1 protein-coding gene and 2 pseudogenes are annotated in these 3,640 nt (G+C 64.9%); 1 reads left to right on the top strand and 2 read right to left on the bottom strand.

Features of this window, described 5'->3' with window-relative positions; translation table 11 throughout:
* Positions 1-94: 94 nt before the first annotated feature.
* Positions 95-339: pseudogene (locus ACFYP3_RS37240) on the bottom strand (IS630 family transposase); the annotation flags it as partial.
* Between the two features lie 93 nt (positions 340-432).
* Between ACFYP3_RS37240 and ACFYP3_RS37235 the strand changes: the two are divergent.
* Positions 433-966: pseudogene (locus ACFYP3_RS37235) on the top strand (transposase family protein); the annotation flags it as partial.
* 354 nt (positions 967-1,320) lie between these two features.
* Here the strand turns inward: ACFYP3_RS37235 and ACFYP3_RS37230 are convergent.
* Entirely contained in the window at positions 1,321-2,673 is a 1,353-nt protein-coding gene (locus ACFYP3_RS37230; RefSeq protein ID WP_388842527.1) for a DUF2238 domain-containing protein, read from the bottom strand.
* Between the last annotated feature and the right edge of the window lie 967 nt (positions 2,674-3,640).

Genomic DNA, 3,640 nt, shown 5'->3' with positions numbered 1-3,640 from the left:
GCCATCCCCGCAACTACCTGGCCTTCCTCGGCCTAGCAGCCGCCCTCTGCTGCTACAAACGCCTCGTCCGCCTCACCACATAGGACACGGTCTAAAACTCGGTGGCACGCTGGCGACGGTGGAGTGAGCCGATGACGTTGCCTGTCGCGACCTCGAGGGCGCGAAAAGGGTGGTAGTGCCGGCGCGGATGTCGTCGTGGCTGCGTCGTTCGGGAACGCCGGGCACCACGGGCAGGACCGGCTGTGACCGGTCCAGTGCCTGGATCTGCGATTTCTCGTCCACACAGAGGACCCGGGCCTTCTCCGGCGGGTCCAGGTAAAGCCCGACAACGTCACGTAACCCTTTTCATGCCGCCTCTGGCGGGTGAAGTTGCTGGTCAGGCGGGTAGAGACGTGGCAGGACCCCTGGTCGTTGGCGTAATGATACCCACTTATCACGCCAGCGTCCGAGGGCCCTGTTGGTTCCGTATTCTTCCACGCTTGACGTCCCGCACAAGCTCGTCGAGCATGTCTCGGGGCTGATCTACGCCCGTCGCTCTGAAGAACTGAACGCACCATGGCAGCGGCTGGGTTGTTTCAAGCAGGCCTTGTGGTGCTGGCGCATCGGCGGAAGAACGAGGCGTGTCGAGCAGGCCGCAAGTGGATTCGGGGTCTCCACGGCTACGGCCTGGCGGTACGTCGATCAAACCCTCGAGCTCCTGGCCGTGTGGGCACCTGGTCTGCACGAGGCCCCGGGGGGGGCCTGCGTGAAGGCGACTTCGTCATCGTTGACGGGACGCTGATCCTCACCGACCGGATCGGCCCAGACGGGTCGTACTACTCGCAGAACTACAAGCAGCACGGGATGAACGTGCAGGTCATCCCCCGCCCCGACGGAACACCCATGTGGTTTTCGAGGGCCCGTCCGGGCCGGACCCACGACCTGACCGCGACCCGGGCACACGGCATCCGCCGGGCCTGCCTGACTACAACCTTTAGTGCGCGATGGTTCCCGAGAGCGGCTCTCCGCGGGTAAGGGAATCGGGACCAGCTGCTCACCGCCTCCGTAGCTGCGCAGTAGGGTCCCAGAGTTCAGCACCGGTAGCACCCCATCCCTCAGCCGATGCAGATCGAAAGGGTGCTGCCGTCAGTGTCAAGGCAACGGGCTGGTGACCCAGATGCTCCGTCGAAAGGGTCACGCGATCAACCGGAACCCAGTGCGGCTGCAGCCGGAGCCCGGTGCCGAATTCGCCTGCCCGAGTGTCCGAGACGCCACTGAGATCACGGCTCCGGCAACAGGATGCGCCCGCCGTCACGACCGAACTGGCAATGGACGCGAAGGTCAACGGGCTCCGAGGGGCTGGTCTCTCCACCGAAGGAACGGTTCCTCGCAGCACAGGCGCCGAGGATTCTCCAGCACGGCGGCACGCAGCATGGACGCCCTACCCCAGTAACGGATGAGGAAAGCACCGCTGGCACCGATCGAGCCCAGTAGTGCCAGGGCCATGTCCTTGTGCGCATCCCAGACGTCGCCCTGTAGGCCGTTGTACATTTCGGCGCTGGCAGGACTGGCTACTGAGTAGAGGCTCCATTCAGCGAGCTCGTACAGCACGCTGGTTGACAGCACCACACCGACAGCCACAAGGAGCACGCCCTGTGCCGCCCTCCGGCCCGAGGAGTGCCAGTGGCCTGCGACAGTACGCGCGAACACCCAGGTAACGGCAACTCCGTACGAGAAGTGGACGAGTCTGTCGAAGTGGTTCCGCTCCCATCCGAGGGCTTCGCCCAGAGGCACACCAGTCAGCGCGCGGCTCCATACCTCGTAGGGGACATGCGAGTACAGCCAGCGCGAGGCAAGAAGATGGAGGGCTAGGAAGCCCAAAGCCCCGGCCCAAGCAGAGGTCGGAATGCTCCGCCTGCGATGAACAAGACCGAGGATCACCAACGCGACCACTGTGATCCCCGCGTGCCATGCCTGCACAAGGGGCCACGGCGGCTGCCACCACGTGGCGGCGGCAACAACTGCGAAGAACAAGAACATCCAGGTGAGGGCCGCTCCCGATGAAGCAGGCGCTGCCGGCACACTGCGGACGATGAGCACGAAGAACCAGCCGAACGCCGCCACGACTATCAAGTGCTGGAACGCACCTCCCAGCACGCCCGCATTGCCTGTCAGCCCCATTGCCCCGGCGACTATCGCCCCCTGCCCCGATACCGCGAGCGCTCCCCAGGACACCGCCCGCAAGCCCCTGTCAGGCGAGTACAAACCCACCAGAAGCATGGCGGCGATCACCGATCCGAAGAGGAGTACCGCCGATGCGACGTGCGCCAGGTCGGTGGCAGTTGGCGGGGGGAAAGGACAACCTGCCGAGCACGGCATCGTTCCTACACCTGTGGCGCCTACTGCGGCCAAGACCAGGCAACCGGGCACCAGTAACATCATCCTCTGCCCGCTGCGCCAACTGCTGGGAAACAAGGCAGCTGCAGTCACCGCGAGTCCCACGGCCAGCGTCGACAGTACGGCGTGGAAGAGACCTGCTGTCGGCCGCCCGGCTATCCCCAGATGGCTCAGATAGAAGGAACCGTGCTCCGTGAGAGTGAGCAGCCCCAACGCTAAGCCGTCCGCTGTCACAACGACCGCGCTACATGCGAACAAGAAGCGCTCCAGACCTGTGGGTATTTGACGCATAGTCATTTTCTGTCCTCATTGGCGTCGGATTCTGCATTATTAGGCCGCATTCACAGACGACACTGAAACCGCACCAGGGATGACTTCCTATACGACTTCAGGACCAGGACGCCAAGATGTAATGCAGCGTACGGCGCAGCCCGCCTACAGTGCTGTGACCTGCAAGGGGAAGATTGTGGGGAGTCACCGGAACAGCCGACTTGCACCCATGATGCAGCGATGGGGTCCCTAGCGGATCCGCTCGGTGAACTACGCCGTATGGCGTCTTCACGGATCCGGTCTCCTCGCCCTGGCCCTTGCGTTCATCGCACCGACCACGTGGTCAATCGCCGCCGCCCTACGCACGGCGATGGCCCGGCCCCGCCCTCAGCCGAGCCCCACACTGGGTCGAAGATGCGCGTAAACCTGTGGCTTCACCTCCGCGCCGCCACCCCGGCAGCGGCATCGCGGCCGGGTCCAGTGCGCCGGCGCGAGGGCGGGAGCCCTGGCCAAGCGGCACCGGGCCACTGACCCGGCGCCAGCGACGCGGGTGGGCGCAGTGCGCACCTCGGGCAGGCCCCGGTGGAGGGCCTCGGCCTTCCTCGAACTGCCCGGATGTGGCCCCGCAGAGGCCGCGACAGCGGCTCGCACTCAGACTGGGCTTCAGGTGGGCAGGTCTTGCAGGTCGGCCTACGCATGGGTGAAGGCGGGCAGCCCATTCGGTAGGCGAGGTGAAAGAGGTCAGTGTCATTTATTCGATATGTCGCCGCGTGGACACCTTGCTGGTACCCGCCATGCAGTCTCCTCGCCGGCTCCCTGCCGGTGCTGCGGCTACTGCCACCTCGCCTAACACGCCGCGGCTCTCGACATCGACATGAAATGCCGCAGGGACGGGGGCGTGAGGTGATCCCCGTGGTGTGGACACGCCTGACAATGGATCTTGGTGATCCTGGAAGGTGTAGATCCACGTGGCAAGGCCCTCGAAGTACAGTGC

This window comes from Streptomyces sp. NPDC005533, assembly GCF_042871845.1.
GTDB lineage: Bacteria > Actinomycetota > Actinomycetes > Streptomycetales > Streptomycetaceae > Streptomyces.
This window is presented reverse-complemented; position numbering and strand designations above follow the sequence as displayed.

Coding starts and splice junctions, on each gene's coding strand:
- ACFYP3_RS37230 (WP_388842527.1), bottom strand. CDS start 2,673: ATGACTATGCGTCAAATACCCACAGGTCTGGAGCGCTTCTTGTTCGCA.